The organism is Neolewinella litorea (assembly GCF_004803465.1).
GTDB lineage: Bacteria > Bacteroidota > Bacteroidia > Chitinophagales > Saprospiraceae > Neolewinella > Neolewinella litorea.
Genome location: NZ_SRSF01000003.1, coordinates 321,666 through 344,845, shown reverse-complemented (window position 1 = coordinate 344,845; position 23,180 = coordinate 321,666). Strand labels below are relative to the sequence as shown.

Annotated in this window: 24 protein-coding genes and 1 tRNA gene; 7 read left to right on the top strand and 18 right to left on the bottom strand. The window is 59.0% G+C overall.

What is annotated here, in order from left to right:
• Positions 1-22: 22 nt before the first annotated feature.
• Positions 23-1,333: an MFS transporter gene (locus tag E4021_RS09875; protein WP_136458905.1), complete on the top strand. Its 1,311-nt coding sequence runs from the start codon at positions 23-25 to the stop codon at positions 1,331-1,333.
• Between the two features lie 949 nt (positions 1,334-2,282).
• Here E4021_RS09875 and E4021_RS09870 read toward each other — a convergent pair.
• The 6 genes from E4021_RS09870 to E4021_RS09845 form a co-directional block, all read right to left on the bottom strand.
• Entirely contained in the window at positions 2,283-2,759 is a 477-nt protein-coding gene (locus E4021_RS09870; RefSeq protein ID WP_136458903.1) for an ExbD/TolR family protein, read from the bottom strand.
• Between the two features lie 112 nt (positions 2,760-2,871).
• On the bottom strand, positions 2,872-3,429 hold the full coding sequence (locus tag E4021_RS09865) for an ExbD/TolR family protein (protein WP_136458901.1): 558 nt from the start codon (positions 3,427-3,429) through the stop codon (positions 2,872-2,874).
• A gap of 23 nt (positions 3,430-3,452) precedes the next feature.
• Positions 3,453-3,959, bottom strand: a complete 507-nt coding sequence (locus E4021_RS09860) for a hypothetical protein (RefSeq protein WP_136458899.1) — start codon at positions 3,957-3,959, stop codon at positions 3,453-3,455.
• Between the two features lie 27 nt (positions 3,960-3,986).
• A complete protein-coding gene (locus tag E4021_RS09855) occupies positions 3,987-4,715 on the bottom strand; it encodes a MotA/TolQ/ExbB proton channel family protein (RefSeq protein ID WP_136458897.1) in 729 nt (242 codons plus the stop codon).
• Positions 4,716-4,791: 76 nt separating this feature from the next.
• Positions 4,792-4,879, bottom strand: a tRNA-Ser gene (locus E4021_RS09850).
• 166 nt (positions 4,880-5,045) lie between these two features.
• Positions 5,046-5,837 carry a TatD family hydrolase gene (locus E4021_RS09845; protein WP_136458895.1) on the bottom strand — a complete coding sequence of 264 codons (792 nt, stop codon included), beginning with the start codon at positions 5,835-5,837 and terminating at the stop codon, positions 5,046-5,048.
• A 49-nt stretch (positions 5,838-5,886) separates the two neighbouring features.
• Here E4021_RS09845 and E4021_RS09840 point away from each other — a divergent pair, with 49 nt between their 5' ends.
• A complete protein-coding gene (locus tag E4021_RS09840; RefSeq protein WP_136458893.1) occupies positions 5,887-6,546 on the top strand; it encodes a ribonuclease H1 domain-containing protein in 660 nt (219 codons plus the stop codon).
• Positions 6,547-6,561: 15 nt separating this feature from the next.
• On the opposite strand, the gene def is transcribed toward E4021_RS09840, so the two are convergent.
• The 6 genes from def to E4021_RS09810 are packed head-to-tail and all read right to left on the bottom strand — an operon-like array spanning position 6,562 to position 14,243.
• A complete protein-coding gene (def, locus tag E4021_RS09835) occupies positions 6,562-7,119 on the bottom strand; it encodes a peptide deformylase (RefSeq protein WP_136458891.1) in 558 nt (185 codons plus the stop codon).
• Between the two features lie 44 nt (positions 7,120-7,163).
• The gene (ruvX, locus tag E4021_RS09830; RefSeq protein WP_136458889.1) at positions 7,164-7,574 is read right to left on the bottom strand and encodes a Holliday junction resolvase RuvX; all 411 of its coding nucleotides are present in this window, start codon (positions 7,572-7,574) and stop codon (positions 7,164-7,166) included.
• A 30-nt stretch (positions 7,575-7,604) separates the two neighbouring features.
• Positions 7,605-11,057: an efflux RND transporter permease subunit gene (locus E4021_RS09825; RefSeq protein ID WP_136458887.1), complete on the bottom strand. Its 3,453-nt coding sequence runs from the start codon at positions 11,055-11,057 to the stop codon at positions 7,605-7,607.
• Positions 11,050-12,273, bottom strand: coding sequence for an efflux RND transporter periplasmic adaptor subunit (locus tag E4021_RS09820; protein WP_136458885.1), 1,224 nt, complete (start codon positions 12,271-12,273; stop codon positions 11,050-11,052). Before E4021_RS09820 ends, E4021_RS09825 begins: the two co-directional genes overlap by 8 nt.
• Positions 12,270-13,604: a TolC family protein gene (locus E4021_RS09815; protein ID WP_136458883.1), complete on the bottom strand. Its 1,335-nt coding sequence runs from the start codon at positions 13,602-13,604 to the stop codon at positions 12,270-12,272. Before E4021_RS09815 ends, E4021_RS09820 begins: the two co-directional genes overlap by 4 nt.
• A gap of 12 nt (positions 13,605-13,616) precedes the next feature.
• Complete coding sequence (locus E4021_RS09810; RefSeq protein WP_136458881.1) at positions 13,617-14,243, bottom strand: TetR/AcrR family transcriptional regulator; 627 nt, start codon at positions 14,241-14,243, stop codon at positions 13,617-13,619.
• 161 nt (positions 14,244-14,404) lie between these two features.
• Between E4021_RS09810 and E4021_RS09805 the strand changes: the two genes are divergently transcribed.
• A complete protein-coding gene (locus E4021_RS09805) occupies positions 14,405-15,382 on the top strand; it encodes an ion channel (protein WP_136458879.1) in 978 nt (325 codons plus the stop codon).
• Here E4021_RS09805 and E4021_RS09800 read toward each other — a convergent pair.
• Positions 15,359-16,237, bottom strand: a complete 879-nt coding sequence (locus E4021_RS09800) for a nucleoside phosphorylase (protein ID WP_136458877.1) — start codon at positions 16,235-16,237, stop codon at positions 15,359-15,361. The two genes, E4021_RS09805 and E4021_RS09800, sit on opposite strands and share 24 nt — an antisense overlap.
• On the bottom strand, positions 16,234-16,560 hold the full coding sequence (ytxJ, locus tag E4021_RS09795) for a bacillithiol system redox-active protein YtxJ (protein WP_168797547.1): 327 nt from the start codon (positions 16,558-16,560) through the stop codon (positions 16,234-16,236). The genes E4021_RS09800 and ytxJ overlap by 4 nt, the downstream gene beginning before the upstream one ends.
• A 151-nt stretch (positions 16,561-16,711) precedes the next feature.
• On the opposite strand from ytxJ, the gene E4021_RS09790 reads away from it, so the two are divergent.
• Complete coding sequence (locus tag E4021_RS09790) at positions 16,712-17,515, top strand: pseudouridine synthase (protein ID WP_136458873.1); 804 nt, start codon at positions 16,712-16,714, stop codon at positions 17,513-17,515.
• Between the two features lie 3 nt (positions 17,516-17,518).
• On the opposite strand, the gene E4021_RS09785 is transcribed toward E4021_RS09790, so the two are convergent.
• On the bottom strand, positions 17,519-18,343 hold the full coding sequence (locus tag E4021_RS09785) for a mechanosensitive ion channel family protein (protein ID WP_246050266.1): 825 nt from the start codon (positions 18,341-18,343) through the stop codon (positions 17,519-17,521).
• Positions 18,344-18,480: 137 nt separating this feature from the next.
• Between E4021_RS09785 and E4021_RS09780 the strand changes: the two genes are divergently transcribed.
• The 3 genes from E4021_RS09780 to E4021_RS09770 all read left to right on the top strand — a co-directional run bounded on the left by E4021_RS09780 (position 18,481) and on the right by E4021_RS09770 (position 20,719).
• Complete coding sequence (locus tag E4021_RS09780) at positions 18,481-18,966, top strand: regulatory protein RecX (RefSeq protein WP_136458871.1); 486 nt, start codon at positions 18,481-18,483, stop codon at positions 18,964-18,966.
• Positions 18,967-19,040: 74 nt separating this feature from the next.
• Positions 19,041-20,123: a DUF4837 family protein gene (locus E4021_RS09775; protein WP_136458869.1), complete on the top strand. Its 1,083-nt coding sequence runs from the start codon at positions 19,041-19,043 to the stop codon at positions 20,121-20,123.
• A gap of 71 nt (positions 20,124-20,194) precedes the next feature.
• On the top strand, positions 20,195-20,719 hold the full coding sequence (locus E4021_RS09770; protein ID WP_136458867.1) for a YfiT family bacillithiol transferase: 525 nt from the start codon (positions 20,195-20,197) through the stop codon (positions 20,717-20,719).
• 61 nt (positions 20,720-20,780) lie between these two features.
• On the opposite strand, the gene leuB is transcribed toward E4021_RS09770, so the two are convergent.
• From leuB to E4021_RS09755, 3 genes are all read right to left on the bottom strand, one after another.
• Entirely contained in the window at positions 20,781-21,836 is a 1,056-nt protein-coding gene (gene leuB, locus E4021_RS09765; protein ID WP_136458865.1) for a 3-isopropylmalate dehydrogenase, read from the bottom strand.
• Between the two features lie 12 nt (positions 21,837-21,848).
• Positions 21,849-22,442, bottom strand: coding sequence for a 3-isopropylmalate dehydratase small subunit (gene leuD, locus E4021_RS09760; RefSeq protein ID WP_136458863.1), 594 nt, complete (start codon positions 22,440-22,442; stop codon positions 21,849-21,851).
• Between the two features lie 260 nt (positions 22,443-22,702).
• Complete coding sequence (locus tag E4021_RS09755; RefSeq protein ID WP_168797546.1) at positions 22,703-23,071, bottom strand: four helix bundle protein; 369 nt, start codon at positions 23,069-23,071, stop codon at positions 22,703-22,705.
• Between the last annotated feature and the right edge of the window lie 109 nt (positions 23,072-23,180).

The window sequence follows — 23,180 nt, the reverse complement described above, 5'->3', positions numbered from 1 at the left end:
CCACCAACAAAAGCAAACCATTATGTACGTTGATTCAACGCAGGCGACGGCCGCGGCGGGCATCCCCGCCAATCGCGACCGGCTCTTCCTGGCAGCCTGTGTATCGCTGGTCGTCACTTCGATGACCTTCGCTATTCGGGCCGGCATCCTTACTGAGCTCGGAACCACCTTTGCTCTCACCGGTCCGCAGTTGGGCTGGGTGAACAGCATGGCATTTCTCGGATTCCCGATCGCGATGGTCATCGGCGGGTTGCTTTACAATAAGATCGGTCCCCGGAATATGATGTGGACGGCCTTCGTCTGCCACCTCCTTGGACTCCTCCTCACCATATTCGCCGGCGACATTGGCCCGCTGAGTGGCTTCTGGGGGCTTATTATTTCCACTTTCTTCATTGGTTTCGCCAATGGATCCGTAGAAGCCGCCTGTAACCCCATGGTGGCCGACATGTACCCCGAGAAGAAGACCCAGATGCTCAACCGTTTCCACGTGTGGTTCCCCGGTGGTATCGTGATTGGCTCCCTCATCGCCCGTTTCTTCGGCGATGCACTGGGCTGGCAGGGCCTGATCGCGACGATGTTCGTCCCGACCATCATCTACGCGATTTTGATCTTCGGGCAGGAGTTTCCCCGGTCCAACGCCATCAGTAAGGATACGGGCGAGAACATCCGCAGTCTGGCGAACCCCCTGTTCCTGTTCATCGTCCTTTGCATGACGCTTACGGCTACCACGGAATTCAGCACCACGCAGTGGGTTGAAAAGATCCTCGGTGCCAGCGGGGCCAGTCCAATGATCGTCCTGGCCCTTGTTACGGGCCTGATGGCGGTCGGTCGCTTCTTTGCCGGCCCTATCGTCCACAACCTCAACCCTACCGGCGTACTGCTGATCAGTGCGGTGCTGTCGACCATCGGCATTTACCTGCTGAGCACGCTTACGGGTGGATCGGTCTATTTCGCAGCCATCGTCTTTGCGCTGGGTATTTGCTACTTCTGGCCTACCATGATCGGGTTTGTCGGGGAATATATCCCCCAGACCGGTGCGCTCGGTATGTCCCTGGTGGGCGGCGCAGGCATGTTTGCCCTCGTCATCTGGAACCCCATTATCGGCGGCTGGCTTGACGACGCCAAGGCCACCGCGGAAGTCGCAGGTGCCACGGGCGCCGAAGCCGACATCATCGCCGGTCAGGCTACCCTATCGACCATGATGTGGTTCCCAATCATCCTCGTCGTGCTCTTTACCGGCCTGTACTTCTATATGCGGAACCGCCAACAGGTTCCGGCCGACGAGACCGTGCTGAACCCGGATGCCATGTCCACGCCCGGCTCCGCCCGGTAAGGGACTTACGACTTCCTTTTCCATAAGGCCCCTTTCACTTTCGGGTGGGAGGGGCCTTTTGAATTTTTGGGGGACAATTCGCGAAGCGAAGCCCATTCCTCGTTGCCCTCGGATTTGACTTCGCTAGTGGGGTATCTCCCTTTTATGGCCGGGGGGCTGCGAGAACAGAATCCTGCAGTGTATCCCAACACGATATGCGAAGCCCATTCCTCGGTTTCCCTCGGAATTGATTTCGCTAGTGGGGGATCTCCCTTTCAGGGCCGTGGGGCTGCGAGAACAGAACCTTGCAATGTGCTCCAACGCAATACGCGAAGCCCATTTCTCGGTTTCCCTCGGAATTGATTTCGCTAGTGAGGGACGTCCCTTTCAGGGCCGTAGGGGCTGCGTGAACAGAACCTTGCAGTGTGCCCCAATGCAATACGCGAAGCCCATTCCTCGGTGCCCTCGGAATTGACTTCGCTAGTGAGGGACGTCCCTTTCAGGCCGTAGGGGCTGCGAGAACAGAACCTTGCAGTGTGCCCCAATGCAATACGCGAAGCCCATTCCTCGGTGCCCTCGGAATTGACTTCGCTAGTGGGGGACGTCCCTTTCAGGGCCGTAGGGGCTGCGAGAACAAAACCTTGCAGTGTGCCCCAACGCAATACGCGAAGCCCATTTCTTGGTGCCCTCGGAATTGACTTCGCTAGTCGGGGACGTCCCATTCAGGGCCGTGGGGGGGCGGGGGTCAGGGTCAGAGAGAACCGCACGCCCTTAGGTCCTGGGGACAGTGAGAGGCGCCGGCATGGGGTGGCAGATATCAGGGCCTCGTAGTGTGCCCGACGTGGAAGAAAACCTTCGAACGTCCAGATCGAAGCAGCAAAGGGGGGCTAAAAACAAAAAGCCGTTTCCCCGGCTGGGGAAACGGCTTTTCAGGCAGTAAAACGGGATTGGGCCCGGAAAACTGACTGGTTTATTCGAGTGCTTTAGCGCGCTGGCCGGCACTGTAGTTGATCTTCAGCTGGTTGCTCTTGCGAAGCTTGGTCTTGACGTCCTGTACGATACCCATGGTTACCTCCCCATCCACGCGGAGGGAAGAGGTGATGCGGGAACGCTTGGCTTCGGGGAGCTTCACCTTGTGCTGCTCGAGGAAGAGGGGGATGTCATCGACGGTGGAGATCTTATCGCCCAGCTGGATGCGAGGAGAAGTGCCGTACACGGCCTGGTACTGTTGGGTGGGCCGACCGACGTAGATGTAATTCACCAACGACTTCTCATCGAGTTTGGTGAGCTGGGTAGCTTCGGGGGTATTGACCTGCAGTTTGAGGTCGGAGTCCCGGAGTACGGTCACCATCATGAAGAAGAAGAGAAGCATGAAGATGATATCGGGCAGGGAGGCCGTTGAGATCGCGGGCGATGCCTTACCGCGTTTTTTGCTGAACTTAGACATAGTAGATTATTAGTAGGTAACGGTACTGGATGGAAGATGCAGCCGGCGGCCGAAATGGTGTTTTGCAAGAAAAAACGGGTCGGCCAGTGACTGACCGACCCGCTGGTTAAACCTAATTTTCTTCACCAAAGTTGGTGGGCTCGGCTTCGGACAATACCATGGGGATTTCGTCACGAATGGCCTTACGCTGGGCAAACGGCATTTCTTCACTGTAGGGTTCTCCGTACCGCTGCATGGACAGTTCGTCCCAGAGCTCATCGTAGGCGCCCTTCAGTTCGTTGTAGACGGCCAGGTAGGTATCGTAGTTGGTACCCCGGTCGTTTTTCAGCGAGATGATGGCGTTTTTCGGTCCTTCGGCCAGGTCGGGGCGACGGTTGGGGTTCACGATGAACTCCTTGGCGCGCTCCCGGAGTTCGCCGATACGAGCCGGCTCGTCGCGGACGAGGAGCTGGTTCTGGGCGTTCACCAGTACGGAGAATACGTTACGTTCCTTGAGCTTGGTAATATCGGGCTCTTCATCCGACCAGGGCGGCAACTTTACGAGGATACCCTTGTCTTCGGCGATGGTGGTCGTGACCAGGAAGAAGATCAGCAGCAAGAAGGCGATGTCCGCCATCGAGCCCGCATTGATCTCATTGTTCATCCGGTCTCTCGTCTTGGTCTTAGCCATGGTCGTGGTCTGTTTAAGGTTAGTTATTTGAAGATACCGCGAATACCGAACACAATCAGTGTCAGAATAGCCAGTCCGATCATCACCAGTGCGGTCAGGATAGAGCCGCTGATGAACTTCAGGTTACCCGGAGTAAGGTCGGCCTCCTGGGAGGTTTCGAACTTCTCGATTGCGTTGGCGATCTCGGGGTCGGTTACCTCACCACTGGCCATCGAGTAACCGATGAAGAGGATGAGAAGCAGACCGACCAGTCCGGCAATTCCCTTGAGGGAACCCTTGGGGTTGCTGGCCATCTGGATGACACCAAAGATCAACGCAACAATAAAGGCCAGGGCCGTAAGGATTACCGAGATGGAGATTCCGAAATTGAAGATGTCGGTCTCGTAGGTCTCTGCCGTCTTATCGTTGGCCTGGAGCATTTCCAGCGTCGTATCGTCGGCAGAAAAGATCGAAGCAAGGAAGATAATGGTAATCAGCACTCCAATCCCGAAGGCCAAGGCTTGGCCATATTTGTTCAAAAATGAATACATAATTGATTGGATTTTGCGAGCGACTGATTAGACGCGGGGACGAGTAGTAGTAAAGGTGTTGTTGGTAGCCATGATATCTACCAGCGCGATCGACGCGTCCTCCATGCGGTTAACAATACCGTCAATCTTGTTGACGATGTAGTTGTAGAGGATCTGGAGGATGATGGCCACAACCAGACCGAATACCGTGGTCAAGAGGGCTACCTTAATACCACCGGCAACAACCGCGGGGCTAAGGTCACCCACCGTTTCGATCCGGTTAAAGGCCTGGATCATACCGATTACCGTACCCATGAAGCCGAGCATCGGGGCGATGGCAATGAAGAGGGAGATCCACACGAGACCACGCTCGAGCAGGCCCATCTGTACCGAGCCGTAGCTCACGATGGCTTTCTCAACGGCGTCGGGGCCTTCCGCGCTGTGGCGCAGTCCTTCGTAAAGAACGCTGGCGGTGGGGCCGGGGGTCGACTTAGCAACTTCCTTGGCGCCTTCCACGTCTCCGGCTTCGAGCCGCTCACCAATACGGGAGAGGAGTTTGTCGGTGTTGGTAGAGGCAAGGTTGAGGGTGATGATGCGTTCGATACAGAACGCCAGTCCGAGGATCAGACAGATCAGTACTACCGCCATGAAGCGCCAGTCACCGTCGATAAATTGCTTCTTGAGAACCTGGAATCCAGCAGAATCCTGAGCTGCCAGGTCCGCTGCCGAAAAGGCTACCAGCGAAAGTACCGCCAGTGATTTGAATAGATGTCGCATAGCCGTATTTGAGGTTTAACGAATGGATTGCGTAAATGAAGATGATGACACCGCGCCGCACGGGCGCCATGTGCTGCGGAGAAGAAGGGATTCGAACCCTCGATACGGGGTTACCGTATATACGCTTTCCAGGCGTACCTCTTCAACCACTCGAGCACTTCTCCTAAATTTATTGTCAATATAGCATTTCTCCGTTGAGAGCTGCCCGGGCGTCGCGTTTTCGGGAACCGGCGGCGCAGACGCAAAAATTGTAAAAACGTTCAACAAAACAAAATTTTTATCGGGCTCCCGGAAAATAAGCACCCGCTTTGCGACGTATTCAACCTTTCCTCAGTTTGGTAGTGAAACCGCAAATTGGTCGAGGTCAAACAGTTGCCGTGCATTCTCCGTGGTGATCCGCCCTACTTCCGTTGTCGGAAGGTTCCAAATTTCGCCCAGTTTTTCCGCAATTCGCGGCAGATAGGCCGTTTCATTGCGTTTCCCCCGGTGGGGAGTGGGGGCAAGATAGGGCGAATCCGTTTCTAAAAGGACACGGTTTTTCGGGAAATCCTTAATCACCGGTCCCAGGCCACCGTTTTTAAAGGTCACCACCCCCCCGATCCCGAGGAAGAAGCCCAGGTCCAGGGCCCGGGCCGCCTGCCGCTCATCGCCCGTAAAGCAGTGAAACACGCCGCGGAGTCGGGGATCGCCGATGCCCTCGATCAGTTCCAGCAGGTTGTCAATGGCTTCCCGGGCGTGAATACTGATGGGCAGGTCGTAGTCGATGGCCCACCGGCACTGCCGGACGAAGGCCTCCTCCTGCTGGGCCTGAAAGCTTTTGTCCCAGTACAAATCCATACCGATCTCCCCGATGGCCACCCATTTGCGCTGTGCCAGGTAGCGTTCTACCTCCGCCAGCTCTTCTTCGTAGTCGGCCCCCACGCTCACCGGGTGCAGCCCGATCATCGCCAGACAGCGGTCTGGATGAGCCGCTTCCAGGGCCAGCATGGCTGCGTGACTGCTCCGGTCGATGGCCGGAAGCAGGGCCACCCCCACCCCGTTGTCCCAGGCCCGCTTCAGCATTTCCTCGCGGTCGGAAGCAAATTTGTCGCTGTAAAGGTGGGTGTGGGTATCGATCAACATTTGGGGTAAGATGTCCGGGGGGCTTGGTTTTGGTGTATACCTTCGCGCCATGGCGAAAAAGAAATTTTACGTGATCTGGATGGGGCACGTACCCGGGGTATATACCGAATGGGACAAGGCCAAGCAGCAGATCGACGGCTACAAAGGTGCAAAGTTTAAGTCATTCCCCGATCGTGCCCAGGCCGAAGCAGCCTTCCGCAACGGCTACGCCACCTACCTCAACCAGGCCCTGCCGGCCGCTCCGGGCGGCACACGGCACCCGCGGTCGCGCCCCGCTTCTTCCGCCTTTCCCACCACGGATACCATCATCAGTCGCAGCATCAGCGTAGATGCTGCCTGCTCGGGCAATCCCGGCCGCATGGAATACCAGGGAGTCACCACCTCGGGCAAGGAAAGGCTCTTCCACCGCGCCTTCCCCCTGGGCACCAACAACATCGGGGAGTTCCTGGCGCTGGTCCACGCCCTGGCCTTCCTGCAAAAGCAGCAACAACCCGACCTGCCGATCTATACCGACTCCAAGATCGCCATGGGCTGGATCCGGAAAGGAAAATGCAAGACCACCCTGCCCAGGAACAAGAAGACCGCGGAACTACACGAAATGATCGACCGGGCCGAAGCCTGGCTGAAGGGAAACAAGATCACCAACCCGGTCTACAAATGGAAGACGGAGGTGTGGGGGGAGATCCCGGCCGACTTTGGACGCAAATAGGGGTAATGGTCAGCATTATCCGCGGACGAACTTCATCCGGTACTTGAGATCGATGTCGCCCTTGCGAATCTTGTCGAGCTTGCGCTTGACGAGGCGCTTTTTGAGCGGACTCAGCATTTCGGTAAAGAGAATGCCCTCGATGTGGTCGTATTCGTGCTGGATGACGCGGGCGTTCATTCCCGTGAAGGTGCGGGTGTGGGTCTCGAAGTTCTCGTCCTGGTAGGTCATCGTGATCTCCTCGGGGCGATCCACGTCGCCCGTCACGTCCGGGATGCTCAGGCAACCTTCGGCGTAGCTGCAATCGTCGCCGGCTTCCTCGGTGATCTCGGCGTTGATGAAGACCTGCCGGATGCCCTGGTCTTCCTCGCCTTCGGCTTGCATGGGACCGCTGTCGATAACGAAGAGCCGGATGCTTTTTCCGATCTGGGGTGCCGCCAGGCCCACGCCGTTGGCCTCCTCCATGGTTTCCCACATATCGGCAATCAGCTGTTGCAGATCGGGGTAATCCGGCTTGATCGGTTTGGCTACCTGTTTGAGTACCGGCTGCCCGTAGGCGTAAATTGGTAATATCATGGCTTAATTTGGCTCCTTCGGGTATACGGGGCAAAGATAACCAGTCACCGGCGGGTGTCCATGAAATCCTGGAGGATGAGCGCGGCGGCGATTCGGTCCACCCGCTGCTTGTCGCGGCGGTCCTTCTTCTTCAGGCCCATCGCCAGCATGCTCTCGCGGGCCCGGCGGCTCGTGTGGATTTCGTCCTGCCGGTGCAAGACGATGCCCGGGAACTGCTTGCGAAATTTCCGCTCGAAGCCCACGATCTCCGCCTGTATCGGATTGTCGCTGCCGTCCAGTTGGGTAGACTCCCCCACTACCAGGTCGCTTACCTCCTCTTTTTCCAGGTAAGCAGTCAGCCAGTCGAAGAGCCGGTGCGTGGGCACCGTCTCCAGCCCTTGAGCAATGAGTTGCAGGGGGTCGGTGACGGCAATGCCGCATTTCTTACTGCCGTAGTCGATGGCCAGGATACGCACGCTTCAGGAGTTTGGCTGGGTCACGGTGTTTCAGGTAGTTTCTACTTCCAGCGCCTCTACGGAAGGCTCCTCGTAGCTGAACCGGTTGACCACCCGGCGCACGCCGCGGCGCGATTTGTACAGCAACCAGAGCATGACCGGCACCACTACCAAAGTAAGGAAGGTGGCGAAGACCAGGCCGTAGATGACCGTCCAGGCCATCGGTCCCCACAGCGCGGTGTTGTCACCCCCGATAAAGAGGCGGCCGTCCCAGGTAGCAATGAAGCTGAAAAAATCGAAGTTGAAGCCCACCGCCAGGGGGATAAGCCCAAGTACGGTCGTGATGGCCGTCAGGAGCACGGGCCGAAGACGGGTGGCCCCGCCCTCGATGATCGCTTCGCGGATATCCGACATTTCGAGTTCGGCGATCTTTTCCAGTCCCTGTTCCTCTACCTTTTGCTTCATCAGCAGGGTGGTATAGTCGATGAGTACGATGGCGTTGTTGACCACCACCCCGGCCAGGGATATGATGCCCACGCCCGTGAAGACGACCGAGAAGGTGCCGCCGAAGAAGAAATAACCCAATAGTACCCCAATGGTCGACAGGATCACCGAGGTCAGGATGATGAAGGGCGAACTGATGCTGTTAAACTGGGCCACGATGATGATGAAGATCAGGAACAGCGCGAAGACGAAGGCCCCCAGCAGAAAGCCAATATCTTCCTGCTGCTGTTGCTGCTCTCCGGTGAACTCGTAGTTGAACCCCTGCGGCAGGTCGTAGTCCTGCAGCGCGGCGTCGATCTCCGGGATGATATCGTTGGCGACGTAGCCGTCCAGGACGTTGGAGCTGATGGTGATGACGCGGTCGAGGTCCTTGCGCTTGATGGCGCTGTAGGTGGTGCTGTACTCTACGTCGGCCACCGTGCTGATGGGTACCTGGGTGATGCGGCCGTTAGAGGGGTCGCGGAAGGTGATGCGCTGGTCGAGCAGGTTCTCCACCTGATTGCGATCGGACTCGTCGAGGCGCAGGTAGATGGGATATTCGTCTTCGCCGAGTTTGTATTTACTGATCTCCTTGCCGTAGACCGAGGTGCGCAGGGCCGAGGCGATCTGGTAGGTTGACAATCCGTAGCGCCGCGCGGCCTCACGATTGATCTCGATGAGCAGTTCGGGCTTTCCGAGCTTGACATCGGCGCTGAGGGCCTCGATTCCGGGGATTCCCTGGCGGTTGAGGTAGTTAATGACGTCGTCGCCGAGGGTCACCAGTTTATCGACGTCGTTGCCGGAAATCTCGATGTTAATCGGCTTGCCGGTGGCCGGTCCGCTGGCGTTCTGGTCAACGCTGACCTTCACGCCGGGCAGGCCGCGCACGGTCCGACGGATTTCCTCCATGATGTCGGCGGTACTGATGTCGCCCCGATCGCGGAAAGGAACGAAACTGACCGTGATGCGGGCCTTATTGGGGGTTACGCCGGGTTCCGGCGGGGCATTCGGGTCGGAGGTGTTCTCGCCGATCTGCGTCAGCACTGCCTCCACGACCTCGTCGTAGGGCTCCAGCATGGTCAGAATGCGGTCTTCCAGGATCTTGACTACCTCGTCGGTAGCGGCAATGTCGGAGCCAAGGGGCAACTCGACAAAGGCGTTGACGTAGCGGGGGTCGGGACTGGGGAAGAACTCCAACTGCGGTGGCTTGATGGCCGTAAGCACCAGCGCCAGAAGTAACAAGGCAATGGTACCGCCGAACATCGTCTTGCTGTACCGCAGGGCAAACCCGATAAAGCGGTTGTACGCATTTTCCAGCCACGGCAGGAAGCGGTCCTGAAAAACGAAAGAGGCCGGGCGCAGCAGGAAGAAGTAAACCAGCGTGACGATGGTGGAGATCACCATCAGGTTGAAGAGGGAGGTGAATCCGAAGATCAGTCCCAACACCCCGATTACCATCATGCCGGCGGAGGTGTACAGCGTAGTCCGCACCTTGCGCCGGCGACCTGCGGGGGTTACCGCCCGCTTGTCGATCCGCATGAAGCGGCTGGCGAGCACCGGGTTGATGACCAGGGCTACGATGAGCGAACTGGTGAGCACCAAGATCAGCGTGATGGGGAAATATTTCATGAACTCGCCCACGATACCGGGCCAGACGGCCAGCGGCAGAAAGGCCGCCAGCGTGGTCGCGGTAGAGGCAATGATTGGCCAGGCCACCTCGCCGGCACCGTACTTGGCCGCTCGGTCCGACACCTCTCCCAGCTGCATGTAGCGGTAGATGTTCTCCACGATTACAATGCCGTTGTCCACCAACAGGCCCAGGGCCAGAATGAGGGCAAACAGTACCACGATATTCAGGGTCACGCCACTCAGCCAGATCCACAGGATGCCCATGAGCATGGAGAGCGGGATGGCGATACCTACGAAGAGGGCGTTGCGAAGTCCGAGGAAGAAGAGCAGTACTACTACCACCAGAATTACCCCGGAGATGATGCTGTTTTCCAGGTTTTCCACCTCGCTGCGGGTGTTGGTCGACTGGTCGTTAAAGTAGGTGATGCTGATGTCTTCCGGCAGTCGCGTCCGCAGTTCCTCTACCGTTTGCTGGACGGCATCGGCCGTGCTCAGCAGGTTCTCCCCCGATTTCTTAATGATGTCGAGGCTGATGACCGGCAGGCCGTCGGCGCGAGCGATGCTGGTAGGATCCTCGTAACCGAAGGTCACCTCGGCAATGTCCCGCAGGTACACGAGGCGCTGGTTTTCGCGCTTGATCACGGTGTTGGAAAGTTCCTCCGCGTCCTCGAATTCCCCCACTACCCGGATGGCCCGGCGCACGCCGTTGTTGACGATCTCGCCGCCGGACAGGGTGAGGTTCTCACCGGTGATGGCATTCTCGATGTCGGCGAAACTGATTTGTAAGCTTTCCATGCGGCGGGCATCGACGGCGATCTCGATCTCGCGTTCTTGTACCCCCTTCAGGTTCACGGCGCTCACGCCGTCGACCTCCTCGAGCTCATCCTCCATCAGTTCGGCGTAGCGACGCAACTCTTCCGGGGGGAAGTCGCCGCTGACGTTGATGGTCACTATGGGCAGTTTCGACAGGTTGATTTCCAGCACCGTAGGGTCGGTATCCAGATCGGAGGGCAGCTCCGGCTTGGCGAGGTCTAGGGCGTCCTTCACCCGGCGGGTGGCATCGTCCACGTCCTCGTCTGAGTTGAACTCCACGGTGATGACCGAGAAGTCCTGGATGCTGGTAGACTGGATGCTCTTGACCCCGTCGACGCTCTGGAGTTCCTTTTCGATGGGCCGGGTCACCAGGCTCTCGATGTCGGCGGCCGAGTTGCCGAAGTAGGGGGTGTTGATGTAGACCTGCGGCAGCTCCACTTCCGGAAACTGCTCCTTGGGCACCTGCTCGTAGGCGTAGAGCCCGAAAATCAGAATCATAATGGCCAGCAGAAAGACGCTCGTCCCGTTGTCGACCGATAGGTTGGTGAGCCCGAAGGTTCTTTTTTGCTGGTTAGCCATTGTTGCTGCTGAGTTTAGCTTCGGTGGGTTGGAGGGGCGACTGGCTCAGGGCTATGGGCTGTCCGTCGGTCAGGCCGCGGGCACCGTTGGTGATGAGGCGGGCCCCCACGTCCAGGCCGCTTTCGATGACGGCGCGGTTGTTAAAACTTTGTCCCGTCTCGACGTACGTTTTGCGGGCGACCAGGTCGCCGTCGACTTCCTCGGCCACGAATACGTAGCGCTGTCCGTTGACTTCCTGCTGGATGTAGTCCTGGCTCACCACAATCAGGTCGTCGGCCTGGAAGTTGAGGACTTCCACCTCGGCCAGGAGGTTGGCCTTGAGTTCGTTGATGTACTGCCGCGGCACGTCTACCTCCACCTCGAAGGTGCGGTTGGCGGGATCGACCGTGCGCCCGATCCGGGTGACCGGTGCCTTGAACTCAACGCCGAGGGCGGGTACCCGTACGCCCACCTTTTCGCCCACCTTCACTTTGGTGAGCAACGATTCGGGAGCGTCGGCCACCACCTGCAGGTCGCTGGTGCTGATGATCGACAGTATCGGGGTGCCGGGGGCGGCCGCCTCGCCCGTCCGCAGGAAGACCTGGTCCACCGTACCGGAGAGGGGGGCGTAAACGTTTCGCTTGTTGGCCTGGATGTCAATAGCTTTGAGCTGCTGCTGGATGCGCTCGTAGTTGTTCTTCGCTTGTAGGTACTGCAGCTCCGAGCCGATATTCTGTTCCCACAGTTTTTCCTGCCGCTCGTAGACGGTCTTGGCCAGGCTGGCGGCGGTTTCGAGTTCCGCGCGTTGGGTTTCGGTGCCCTCCACGTCGAGCACGGCTACAAGCTGTCCCTTGCGGATGTTGTCGCCCGCCTCGAAGTTCATGCGCAGGATTCGTCCAGGGATCTCGGAGGTGGCCATCGCGGATTCGGCGGCGCGTACCGTGGCCTGCACTTCAGCGTAGTTGTCGAAGCTGGCCGTACCCACGGTTTCGTAGGAAACCAGGGTGGCGTTCGGGGCAAAATTGGGGTCTATCTCGGCCAGGCGGCTTTCCAGCGACTCCACCTCCATGGTGAGTTCGCGCAATTCGGCGCGGCGGGTGCGCAGCGCTTCCTGCAGTTCCTCAGAGGTTTGGGGTACGCTTTCTTCCTGGGCGCGGCCGCAGGTGCAAAGGATTACGGCAAGGCAGAGAAGGGTGGCTGCGCGCATCATGGTTACGGGTACTTTAGTAGTTTTCATCGGCCGAGGGCTATGTAGAGGTCTTCTTTGGCGACCAGGGTATCGTAAAGGGCGTTGAGGTAGTTGGCCTGGGCTTCGTAGAGTTGCTGTTCGGCCTGTACGACCTCGATGCTGCTGCCTACCCCTTCGCGGTATTTGATCTGGGTGGTGTCGTAGATCCGCTGGGCCAGGGTCAGGTTATCGCGGGTGTTCTGCAGGCGCTCCCGGGCGGTATTGAAGGTCCCGCGGGCGTTGCGCACTTCCAGGGCGATGCCGCGGACGACGTCGTCGCGCTGGTTCACCACCTTTTCCTTGTCCAGCCGGGCCCGTTGGAGCCGGGCGCTGCGGCCCCCGAAGTCGTAGATGGGGATGGTGGCCGATACCCCCACGAGTACCGTGGGGGCCCAGAATCCGTCCGAGAAGTTGTCGCCCTGGTACTGGTACTGGGCGGCGGCGGTGGCGTTCAGGCGGGGCAGGTAGGCTGCCTGCTGCAGCTCTACGTTGAGGTCCTGCAGGGCAAGGGTCTGATCGAGGAGGCGCACTTCACTGCGGCTTTGGTAGGGGATATCGCTCGTAAGGGCGGCGGCTTCGACCTCCAGCTCCAGCGCCTCCAGGTCATCCGACACTTCCAGGGGCTGGTCGTCGGGGAAGTTAAGGGTGAATTTGAGCGCGCGCAGGGCATTCTCCCGTTGCTGCTCCAGGTCGTTGCGGGTGCTGCGCAGGTTATTGAGGCTCAGCACGAGCCGATCTACGTCAAGTTGCTCCACGAAGCCGGCCTCGTACTGGGCGCTGGTCTCCTGGAGTAGTTTTTCAAGGTTGCTGATGTTCTTCTCGATGATCTCGAGATTGGTGGATACCAGCAGTACCGGGAAGTAGCTTTGGGTGACCTGGTTGCGGACCTGCCGTTCGGCTTCCTCCAGTTGCAGGTTGAAGTAGTCGCGGCTCGCCCGCGCGGCCCGCAGACCGACGAAGAACGATCCGTCGAAGATCATGCTGTTGACGTTCAGGCCGCTGACGAAGTTGTTCTTCCGCTGAAAAGCGATGCCCTCCGGCGCCGGGGCGTTCGGATCCGGATTGAGGGCCGCGAAAGCCTCGGGGAGGGGCAGGACGGGCACCTTGAGGTAGCGGGTGAAATCCACCGTTCCGTTAATCTGTGGCAGACCGGTACTCAGGCGCTCCCGGATATTCTGCTCCGCGTCGAGAATGTCGACGCGGGCATTGCGTATGCTGTTGGCGTTCAGCAGGGCGAAATTCACGGCATCATTCAGGGAATACACCGGCGGCGCTTCCGCTTCCTGGGCGCTGATGCTCCCGGTCAGCAACAGGGTAAGTACGAATATCAAATATTTCATGGCGGGGTATGATTAGCAGAGCTCCTCTTCCTGGAGGTAGTCATTGAGGCGGTCGCGGCCGGCCTGGTTAACGATGCCGAAGAAGTGGTAGGTGGAGTGTTGCCAGAGGATATCGGAAAGGGGGCGATCCTGGGCAGGGAAGATGCCGCGGTCGACTACCATCATGGTCATGCCCACGTACAGGTTGGCGATCACCTCGGGGTCGATGTCTTCCCGGTAAAGCCCTTCGGCCTTGCCCCGGCGCAGGTTCTCCTCCACCTGGTGGAGGAAATGGTGCTGGTGGGCTTCCACCTGGTTGTGGAATATCTCGGGATAGTACTTGCGCAGGTCGTGCATCGTAGTGGGCGATACCTTACGCATCTGGCGGACGAAGTAGCGGCTGTTGCGCAGCAACTCCTCGATGGCGTCGGTTGACTCCACGCGGTTGCGCTCCAGCATGCGTACGTCCTCCTCAATTTCGACGCGCAGGACGAGTTGCACCAACTCCTCCTTGTTCGGAACGGTCTGGTACAGCGTCTTCTTTGAGATGCCCAATTCCCGTGCGATATCGTCCATGCTTACGCTGCGGATACCGATGCGCATGAAGAGGTCGCGGGCGGCACCCACGAGCTTAAGGTGTTCTTTGGAGGTCGTATTCACACCGCAAAGAACGGGGGAAACTTTGAATAGTTTTTAAGTTTCCCAAGTTTTAAGGGTTTTATCCACTGGTATAAAATGACCGCACCTGGCCTTTTCCGAATCTATGCGGTACCCGCGCGCCGCCGCCCGAAGATTCAACGGTCGGGATTATCTTGCAGGTGATGAAAATTTCAGAGTTGGGGGAGCATTTTTTTCGTTCCGACGGGCAGGACAAGAACTCGGAGAGCGACCTGGGGCTGGGCGACAAGGTGGCCCGCAAGCCCGGTACGCGCCTGATCCAGAACGACGGCAGCTTCAACGTCGTCCGGCGGGGCAACTCCATTTTCGCTCCCTACCAGAACCTGGTGGAGATGAGCTGGCCACGCTTTATCGGGGTCACGCTGTCGATGTACGTGCTCTGTAATTTGATCTTCGCGCTAGGCTTTTACCTGATCGGTACCGAACAGCTTAACGGGGCGTCAGTAGGGCAGTCGGAGCTGGAGAATTTCCTGCAGTGTTTCTACTTCAGCATTCAGACCTTCACCACCGTTGGGTACGGCGTGCTGGCCCCCACCACCCTGGAGTCCAATGCCCTGGCGGCAGTACTTGCGCTCTTCGGCTGGGTAGCTCTGGCGCTCGTAACCGGTCTTTTCTTCGCCCGTTTTTCGCGGCCCTCACGGCTGGTGATCTTCTCCGACCGCGCCATCGTGGCACCCTACGGGGAAGGAATGCGCAGCCTGCAGTTCCGGTTGGCCAACAAGCGCGATACCAACCTCATCAACCTGCGCGCCCGCGTGGTGCTCACGTGGCTGGAGGTAGGCAATGGGGAACTGAGACGCAGATTCCACCCCCTGGAACTGGAACGCGATTTCGTGCCGCTGTTTCCCCTGAACTGGACCATCGTGCACCCCATCACGGAAGACAGTCCGCTGGCCGGCTGGACGCCGGAGGATTACCGGGACCGGCATTCCGAACTGATGGTCGCGATCGAGGGGTACGACCGCACCTTTGCCCAGCAGGTAAGCATCCACACGAGTTACACCCACCAGGAAATGGAGTGGGACGTGCGATTCGCACCCATGTACCAGGAGCGGGAAGCCACCACCGAGCTTTACCTGGACCGCATTAGCGAGACCCTACCGATCCGTAAGGAGGAATAGTCCGTAATCGATGAGCCGGTCTACCGTAGTAGCGGGTTGCCGGCTGAAAGTACCCAGTGCACGGTTGGCGAGCAGGGCCGAAAGGGAGGCCGAACGATGCCCAAGGGCCGAGGCCAGGGCGTAGATGCCGGCGGTCTCCATCTCGATGTTGGTGATGCGCAGGTCTTCCTGACGGAATTTGCGCAGGGCTTCCAGCAAGGTGGGTGTCAAGGCGGTCGGCAAACGGAGCACGCGGCCCTGCGGGGCATAAAAGCCGGCGGCGGTAAGCGTGATCCCGGCAGTAAGGCGCGCCGGGTCGAGCGAGGCCAGAAAATCGGGCAGTTGGGGTCGGACCATAACTGGTGGAACCGGCAGGGCTTGGCCGTCTTGTGAGAGGTGCGTCGTCAGGGCCGTAGCCAGGGATTCATCGACCGGGATAGAGGGATAAAAGGGCAGCAGTCCGTCGAGGGAAAGTCCGGCGCTCGAAAGCACCACGGTATCCAGGGGTATATCGGGCTGAAAGGAACCGCTGGTGCCCAGGCGCAGGAAGGTGAGGGCAACGGGTTCGGCGACCACCTCCCGGCGGTGCAGGTCAATGTTGAAGAGGGCATCGAGCTCGTTGATCACGATGTCCACGTTATCGGTGCCGATACCGGTGGACACCACGGAAAGTCGCTTGCCGTTGAGATCGCCTGTATGGGTGACGAATTCCCGGGCCTCGACGCGCAGTTCTACGCGGTCGAAGCGGCGGCTCACCTCCCCTACCCGCTCGGGATCACCGACCGTAATGATGGTCTCGGCCACCTGGCCGGGGAGTAAATCGAGGTGATAGACCGACCCACGGGGCCGCAGGATGAGTTCGGAAGGCGCGATCACGAGGCCTCGCCGAAACTGGCGACCTTTTCCTTAAGCGTCTCTTCCTGTATTTCCGAGCGCCAGTAATGGGCGGCGGCCTTGCCGTCCTTCACCACGATGGCCTGCGGGCTGGCGTGCTTCACTTCCAGGCGGTCGGCAATGGCGGTCGAGAGCTCCTTGGCGTACTGCACCACGATGCCGTAGATCTCGAGATCGTGCTTGGAATTGGCCACCTGCTCCTGGGCGCGGGCGCTGAAGGGGCAATTGTTGCTGTGCTTGAAGATGACGATGGGTTGCTCGTGGCTGGCCTGGAGGGCCGCGTCGAGGTCCTGGGGGGAATTCATGGTGTGAAACATGTACTTCCAACCACGGCCCCGTGCCGACGGTTCGCCTCAGTGCGCGGTAGATCGATCCTTGCCACCTTGGCTCCGCGGGTAGCCTACCGCAATTAGGCGGATATTTGTGCTTTTACGGTCCTATTTACAACCCGCCTTTATGAAAACTCCCCGCCGCTTCCAACGCTCCCAGGCCCGTAATTCCGGTCAGCCGCCGGGCCTCGACCGGCCCGCCGCCGACATCATTGGCATGCGCCTCAACAAATACATCGCTCACGCGGGCGTGGCCAGTCGGCGCACGGCCGGAGATATGGTGAAGGCGGGCAAGGTGAAGGTCAACGGGGAGGTACTCGACAATCCGGCCTACCAGATCCGGGAGGGCGACGTGGTGGAATACAACGGCGAGGTAGTGGCCCCTTCTGAGCGCTTCGTATACCTGCTGCTCAACAAGCCGCGCAACGTGATCACCACCACCAACGACGAGCACGACCGCACCACGGTGATGGACCTCCTAGACGAACCGGCCCTGAAAGGCATGCGCCTGTTTCCCGTCGGCCGACTGGACCGCGACACCACCGGCCTGTTGCTGATCACCAACGACGGCGACGTCACCACCCGGCTCACGCACCCGCGCTTCGAGACGGCCAAGATCTATGAGGCTACCCTCGACAAGCCCTTCAGCACTTTGGATCTGGCGCAGCTGTCGGCCGGATTCGAACTGGACGACGGCCCCTTCCAGGCCGACTGGGCCCGCTACGCGCGGGAGAACGACCCGCTTACCGTGAGCCTCCAGATCCACAGCGGCCGCAACCGCATCGTCCGTCGGGCCTTCGAGCACCTGGGCTATACCGTGGAGAAACTGGACCGTACGTACCTGGCCGGACTGACCAAAAAGGCACTGCCCCGGGGCTTCTACCGCTACCTGACGGATGAGGAAGTACGGCGGCTGAAGTACTTTAAATGAAGCTTAGCTGAGCACCTCGGCGTGTTTGATGTGTACGTCGCGCTGCGGGAATGGGATGCTGATGCCTTCGCGGTCGAACGCCTTCTTGACGTGCTCGTTGAGGTAGATCAGGGCGGCCCAGTAATTGGCGTTTTCCGCCCACGCGCGGCAGGCTAGGTCGACACTGCTGTCGTTGAGCGTGCGAACGAAGATATCGATGCCGCGGTCGAGCAGGATACCCGGCGTACCCTCCACCACTGAGGTAATGACGGCGCGGGCCTTGTCGATGTCGTCGCCGTAGCCGATCCCGAAAGTCAGGTCGAGACGCCGCACCCCCTGGGCGGTATAGTTTTCGATGGCGCTGCCCATCACCTTACCGTTGGGGATGATGATCAGCCGGTTATCGACGGCGTTCAGGATGGTATGGAAAACCTGGATCTCCTTGACCGTGGCGGTGAAGCCGTTGGTGGCGATCACGTCGCCCACCTTGAACGGGCGGAAGGTGAGCAGCAGGATGCCACTCGCGAAGTGACCGAGGTTGCCCTGCAGTGCGAGGCCCACCGCCAGGGAGAGGGCGGAAAGGATGGCAATGAAGGAGGTGGTCTCGACCCCGAACATGCCGGCGATGGAGAGCAAGAGTAGGACCTTCAGTCCAATCTTCAGGAAGTTGGTCAGAAAGCTCGAAACGCTGACGTCCATATTCCGCTTCTGCATGAGGTGACTGACCTGGGCAGCCAGCCAGTTGATAAGCCAGAAGCCAACGACCAGGAGGAATACGGCGGCCAGAACCGTAAGGCCGATCTGCAGAAGTAGGGGCTCGTAGTCATCCCAAAGTTGACGAATGTCCATGTTGATAGCTGATGTTGGCGGGCAAAGATAGGACAGCCCCGGCTGCCCGGCTAGGAATAGGAACTTGTCCGGAGGACGCCCCAGCACCGGGTGAGGATTGAAAAACTTTCCGTACTTTTACCACAAATCGTTTCATATTGTCTTTCCCGGAAAAGAAGGTGGTGTACACGGCAGAACAGGCCCTCGAGGCGCTGCAGCACTACTGTGCCTACCAGGATCGCTGCCACAAGGAAGCCCGGGAGAAACTCTATGAGTTGGGATACGGCGGCGACCCAGCCGAGGAAATCATCGTGGAACTGATCCGCGACAAGTACCTCGATGAGGAAAGATTCGCCCGCTCCTACGCCCGGGGCAAGTTCAAGATGAAACGCTGGGGGCGCTACCGCATCCGCAACGAGCTCAAGCAGCGACAGATCAGCGCCTACTGCATCAAGAAAGCGATGACCGAGATCGACGAGGCGGAATACTACGATACCCTGTGCCGGGAGCTCGAGCGGCGTAACGGCATCGAAAAGCCCGGGCAGCACCCCTACCTGCGGCGGCGCAAGCTGGCCGATTACGCGGTAAAGCGGGGCTACGAGGCCGGTTTGGTGTGGCAGGCCATCAACGATCTGGAGTTGTAGGCCACTTTTCGCCGGCCGGCACCCGTCAAAACCCCGCGCGGCAACATCTGTTCCAAGGATACAACCACGAATCAATGAGCCAGCGCCTTTTCCGTTTTTTTCCCCTTTGCCTCGTTTTCCTGTTCGCACTCACCGCCTGCACCGAAGACGTGCAGCGCACCCTGCAGCCGACTCCTTCGGCCTTCGGTCAGATCAACAGCCTGGTGGTGATCGCCGACAGCAGTACGTGGGAAGCGGGCGTGGGCGACTCGGTGGCCTATTTCTTCGAAGCGCCGTACATCCTCCTGCCGCAGCCCGAGCCCATCTTTGACGTGCGCTTCATTGAGCCCGAGCGGGTGGAAGCCGAACCCACCTGGGGGCAACTGCGCAATTACGTGGTGTTGGCCGACCTCAGCGACACCGATAGCCCGACCACCCAAATGGTTATGCAGGACCTGAACAACGAAAAGCTGCAGCAGATCCGCGAGGAAGGCTACGGCACGGCGGTAGCCAAAAACAAGTGGGCCACTGGTCAGCAGTTGATCTACGTCGTAGGCACTTCCCATGACAAGCTGCTCACCGGACTGAGCAAAGCCTACCCCGGCGTGGTCAAGCGGCTACAGGAAGGGGAAGACGAGCGCCTGAAAGTAACGACCTACTTCCAGGGGGTCAACCGCAGGCTGGGCGACACGATCCGGGACCTACTCGGCACCTCCATCGACATCCCCGGCGGCTATACCCGCGTGCCCCTCGACACCGACGAGGTGGTCTGGCTGCGCCGGGAGGTCCAGGGCGCCAGCATGAACATCATGTTGACCAAAACCCCCTACGAGAACGAATCACAGCTATCGAAGGAAGGGCTGAAGGAGATCCGCGACCGCATCGGCAAGGAATACGTGAGCTCCACCACCCCGAACACTTACATGCGCATCAACGACGAAGACCTTCCACTCTTCACGGAAGCCACTCGGCTAAACGGGGCCTTCGCCATTGAAGGACGCGGGATCTGGGAGATCGAGAACGATTTCCTGGCCGGCCCCTTCGTCTCCTACCTGCTCAACGACACTACCAATAACGAACTCGTCCTGGTGGACGGCTTCGTGTACGCTCCCGGCCGCAAGAAACGCGACCTGATGGAAGAGATCGTACAGGTTATCCGCACCGCCGAGGTGAATTAGGGAGCGTAACCGACGGGCTCCGCGGTCCTTCCGTTACCTTGCACCGGCGAACCCGCCCAAATCCTCCCCCAATGGAAGACCTGCAATACCCCATAGGCCGACCGAAGGCCCCCGAAACCGGCAACGCCGCCGCCAGACTGGACGCCGTAAAACGCATTGGTGCCCTGCCCGAACAGCTGGAACGCCTGGCCCGGGATCTGCACGACCGCAAACTCCTCGACACCCCCTACCGCCCCGGCGGGTGGACGGCTCAACAGGTGATCCACCACCTGGCCGACAGCCACCTGCACGGCTACCGGCGGCATAAGGTAACACTACTCGAAGAGCACCCCACCCTAGTGCCCTACGATCAGCAGGCCTGGGCGGAATTCCCTGACGTGCTGGCTGTTCCCGTACAGGCCAGCGTCGACATCCTGCGGGGCCTGCACCTGCGCTGGGCCGTACTGCTCGCCCAGTGTACGGACGAACAGTGGTCGCGCACCGCCTACCACCCGGGCAGCGGGATCACCTACCACCTCGATACCCTGGCCGCGCATTATGCCTGGCACGGCGACCACCACCTGGCACACCTGCAGTTAATATTGCAGGGTACCTGAAAATTAGAACTTTCGGATTTTTTGGGCGGACAGCAATGGGTTCCGTCGTGCCCGCTTCCAACTAGACCGCCGCAGCGATCCGGTCGCCAAAGGCGCGGGTACCCAATTGCTCAGTGGGCCGCAGGTCTTCGGTACCGACGCCCTGGGCCAGGGTGCGGTTGACGGCCATCCGCAGGGCGTTGGCCTCCTCGCGGAGTTCCAGGTGGTCAAGCATCATGCCCGCGGAGAGGATAGCGGCCACGGGGTTGGCGCGGTCCTGTCCCGCTCCCTCCGGCCAGGAGCCGTGAATGGGTTCAAACATACCGACGGTAGAGCCCACGCTGCTGGATGGTAACAGGCCCAGGGAGCCAGCGAGTACGCTGGAGGCGTCGGAGAGAATGTCGCCGAACATATTGCTGGTTACAATGACGTCGAACTGGGCCGGATTCAGGATCAGCTGCATGGCCGCGTTGTCCACGAACATGAAATTAAGCTCCACGTCCTCGTTTTCTTTTGCCAGTTCCCGGGTGATCTCCCGCCACAGGCGGCTGGTCTCCATCACGTTGGCCTTGTCGACCAGCGTGAGCTTTCCGCGCCGCGCGCGGGCCTCGTTGAAGCCCATACGTACGATGCGTTCGATCTCCAGGCGGGTATAGGTGCAGGTATCGTAGGCGGTGTTCCCGTCGTCCTTGCGGCCCTTTTCCCCGAAGTAGATCCCTCCGGTGAGCTCCCGTACGATGAGCATATCAACGCCACGGATGCGCTCGGGACGCAGCGGACTGAGGTCCACGAGCTCATCATAACCGGCTACGGGACGCAAGTTGGCGTAAAGACCGAGTTCCTTGCGGAGTTTCAGCAGTCCCTGTTCCGGACGCACCTTGGCGGAGGGGTCGTTGTCGAAGCGCGGATGGCCGATGGCACCGAAGAGCAGGGCATCCGACTGCTTGCACAACTGCAGGGTTTCGTCGGGCAGGGGGTTGCCGGTCTGGTCAATGGCCACGGCCCCGACGGGTGCGTAGGTGTAGTTGAACCGGTGATTGAATTTCTCGCCGATAACGTCGAGAACCTTGATGGCTTCGGCAATGACTTCGGGGCCGATCCCGTCGCCGTCCAGGACGGCAATATTGAAGTTGCTCACGTAACTGTTGGTCTAATGTTCTTCCCGCTGGGCTTCAAAGGCTTCGATCTTTTCCCGTTGGCTGAGCAGGAAGTCGATGTCGTCGTAACCGTTGATCAAACAGGTTTTTTTGTATTCGTCGATGTCGAAGTGGGTAGAGGTACCCGTTTCTTCGTTGGTGAAGGTCTGTTCTTCCAGGTTAATGGTAAAGCGGGCCGCCGGATTGGCCTCAATGGTCCGGAAGATCTCGTCGAGCACCTGCGGGTTTACGGTCACCGGTAGCAGCCCGTTGTTGAGCGCATTGCCCTTGAAAATATCCGCAAAGTAACTGGACACTACCGCCTTGAAGCCGTAATCGTATATCGCCCAGGCGGCGTGCTCGCGGCTCGATCCGCAACCGAAATTGGCCCCGGCCACCAGGATCTCTCCCGCGTAGGTCGGGCTGTTCAGGACGAAGTCCTCCCGGGGATGATTCAACTTGTCGTAGCGCCAGTCACGGAACAGGTTCTCCCCGAAACCTTCCCGGGTAGTCGCCTTGAGGAAACGCGCGGGGATGATCTGATCCGTATCCACGTCCTCGATGGGCAGGGGAACGGCGGTGGAGGTTAGTTTCTTGAAGGGTTGCATGCTGTGTTACAATTTACAATTTGCCATGTACCATTTACAATTTGGGGGCCGGCAGTTGATCAGTGACTTGCCGGTTGGCGCAAGGTAGGTAATCGTTAGCGCGTCTGGTTTATGCTGTTGGAGCCTGGCTTCAATGGTGTCGAGGTGCAGGTTAGGATTTACAATTTGCCATTACCAATGTGCAATTTTCAATTTGGGGGGCCGGCAGTTGATCAGTGACTTGCCGGACAGGCGCCAATAAGTCGCATGGTCCATAATAGTCAGGCCGCCCTGTTTTTCTCGGTTAGTTTGCGGGTAGTGGCAACGAAGATCGCCACGAGTTGGGAGGCTTCGTCCATCAGCGGCTCGATCTTCCAGTTTTCCAAGTATTGCATGTGGTAGATGTACCGCAATTCCGCCTGGGCTTCGCGCAATTCCTTCAGTAGCACTTTGATCTTATGGAGAAAATCTCGCTTCGATTCGGCAGACCTGGCTTCCGGATAATGAAACGCAGGGTGGGTGGTCGCCCTTAGTAGTTGATCGGCAACGTGACGTGCATCGTAATATTCATCGGTAGGCAAAGCCCGACGGAGATGCGAACACCGAACGGCGAATTGCAGCAGCCTTTTCTCTAGCGTATCGGGTGACATAAAAATATCTAAGTGGAGCTCCAAAGTAAGGCGGCACCATAAAACAAACAAATTGTGTTTAATCATTCACCGGCCACCACCCGAATTGTAAATTGAATTTTGCCATTGG

Coding starts and splice junctions, on each gene's coding strand:
- E4021_RS09875 (WP_136458905.1), top strand. CDS start 23: ATGTACGTTGATTCAACGCAGGCGACGGCCGCGGCGGGCATCCCCGCC.
- E4021_RS09870 (WP_136458903.1), bottom strand. CDS start 2,759: ATGTCTAAGTTCAGCAAAAAACGCGGTAAGGCATCGCCCGCGATCTCA.
- E4021_RS09865 (WP_136458901.1), bottom strand. CDS start 3,429: ATGGCTAAGACCAAGACGAGAGACCGGATGAACAATGAGATCAATGCG.
- E4021_RS09860 (WP_136458899.1), bottom strand. CDS start 3,959: ATGTATTCATTTTTGAACAAATATGGCCAAGCCTTGGCCTTCGGGATT.
- E4021_RS09855 (WP_136458897.1), bottom strand. CDS start 4,715: ATGCGACATCTATTCAAATCACTGGCGGTACTTTCGCTGGTAGCCTTT.
- E4021_RS09845 (WP_136458895.1), bottom strand. CDS start 5,837: ATGTTGATCGATACCCACACCCACCTTTACAGCGACAAATTTGCTTCC.
- E4021_RS09840 (WP_136458893.1), top strand. CDS start 5,887: ATGGCGAAAAAGAAATTTTACGTGATCTGGATGGGGCACGTACCCGGG.
- def (WP_136458891.1), bottom strand. CDS start 7,119: ATGATATTACCAATTTACGCCTACGGGCAGCCGGTACTCAAACAGGTA.
- E4021_RS09825 (WP_136458887.1), bottom strand. CDS start 11,057: ATGGCTAACCAGCAAAAAAGAACCTTCGGGCTCACCAACCTATCGGTC.
- E4021_RS09820 (WP_136458885.1), bottom strand. CDS start 12,273: ATGAAAACTACTAAAGTACCCGTAACCATGATGCGCGCAGCCACCCTT.
- E4021_RS09815 (WP_136458883.1), bottom strand. CDS start 13,604: ATGAAATATTTGATATTCGTACTTACCCTGTTGCTGACCGGGAGCATC.
- E4021_RS09805 (WP_136458879.1), top strand. CDS start 14,405: ATGAAAATTTCAGAGTTGGGGGAGCATTTTTTTCGTTCCGACGGGCAG.
- ytxJ (WP_168797547.1), bottom strand. CDS start 16,560: ATGAATTCCCCCCAGGACCTCGACGCGGCCCTCCAGGCCAGCCACGAG.
- E4021_RS09790 (WP_136458873.1), top strand. CDS start 16,712: ATGAAAACTCCCCGCCGCTTCCAACGCTCCCAGGCCCGTAATTCCGGT.
- E4021_RS09785 (WP_246050266.1), bottom strand. CDS start 18,343: ATGGACATTCGTCAACTTTGGGATGACTACGAGCCCCTACTTCTGCAG.
- E4021_RS09775 (WP_136458869.1), top strand. CDS start 19,041: ATGAGCCAGCGCCTTTTCCGTTTTTTTCCCCTTTGCCTCGTTTTCCTG.
- E4021_RS09770 (WP_136458867.1), top strand. CDS start 20,195: ATGGAAGACCTGCAATACCCCATAGGCCGACCGAAGGCCCCCGAAACC.
- leuD (WP_136458863.1), bottom strand. CDS start 22,442: ATGCAACCCTTCAAGAAACTAACCTCCACCGCCGTTCCCCTGCCCATC.
- E4021_RS09755 (WP_168797546.1), bottom strand. CDS start 23,071: ATGTCACCCGATACGCTAGAGAAAAGGCTGCTGCAATTCGCCGTTCGG.